The organism is Bradyrhizobium sp. 62, from assembly GCF_023073035.1.
Classification (GTDB): domain Bacteria; phylum Pseudomonadota; class Alphaproteobacteria; order Rhizobiales; family Xanthobacteraceae; genus Bradyrhizobium.
In genome coordinates, this window is record NZ_JADPIT010000004.1 from 129953 (window position 1) to 130982 (window position 1030).

Sequence of the window (1030 nt, forward strand, 5' to 3'; positions counted from 1 at the left end):
CGCAACAAGCGCATGTGGGTCGTCATTCCCGGCATCTGCGTGGTGCTCGCGTCCGCGATCATCCTGATCTCGCAGAATTTCTGGGCGGTGACATTCTCGCAGGTCGCACAATCGCTGGCGAGCGCCGCGATCGTGCCGGCGGTCACCGGCATCACGCTCGGCATCGCCAAGCAGAAGGGCTTTAACGCGCTCAACGGCCGCAACCAGGCATTCAACCACGCCGGCAACATGGTCGGCGCCGCGCTGTCGGGCTATCTCGGTTATAAGTTCGGCTATGTCGCCGTGTTCGTGCTGGCGGCGGTGTTCGGCGCCATCGCGATCGCCTGCGTGATGATGATCCCGGCCAAGGCGATCGACGATCGCGCCGCGCGCGGCAGCAAGGAGGACGATCCGGACAGCGCGCCGGACGCGCTCACGATGCTGCTCAAGCACCGCGCGCTGCTGGTGCTGGCAATGGCGCTCGCGCTGTTTCATCTCGGCAATGCCGCCATCGTGCCGCTCTATAGCCTGGCGGCGGTCGCCGAAGGCCAGGCCAACGGCCCGAGCTTCGTCGCGACCACCGTCGTGATCGCACAAGGCGTCATGGTCATCACCTCGCTGATCGCAATGAAGGCGGCGAGCAAGCGCAACTACTGGCCCATCATCCTCGTCTCCTTCATGTTCCTGCCCATCCGCGGCGTGCTCGCCTTCTTCGTCACGGGATGGTGGGGCGTCGTACCGATGCAGGTGCTCGACGGCATCGGCACCGGGCTCCAGACGGTTGCCGTTCCCGGCATGGTCGCACGCTCGCTCAACGGCACCGGCCGCATCAATCTCGGCCAGGGTGCCGTGATCACCGTGCAGGGCATCGGCGCGAGCCTCAGTCCCGCGCTGGGCGGCTGGATTGCGCAATGGATCGGCTACGGCCCGACTTTCCTGCTGCTCGGCGGTTTTGGCCTCGCGTCCATGGCGCTGTGGTTCGCGTTCGGCGCGGCTGTAAAGAAGTATTGAGGCCAGCCTTCTCAGCCGTCATTGCGAGGAGCGAAGCGAC

General features: G+C 65.6%; 1 protein-coding gene. It reads left to right on the plus strand.

Annotated features, from left to right (window positions below; translation table 11 throughout):
- Positions 1-990 (plus strand): MFS transporter (locus IVB47_RS03180; RefSeq protein ID WP_247459759.1); only part of this gene is annotated, 990 nt, incomplete at its 5' end.
- Positions 991-1030 lie beyond the last annotated feature (40 nt).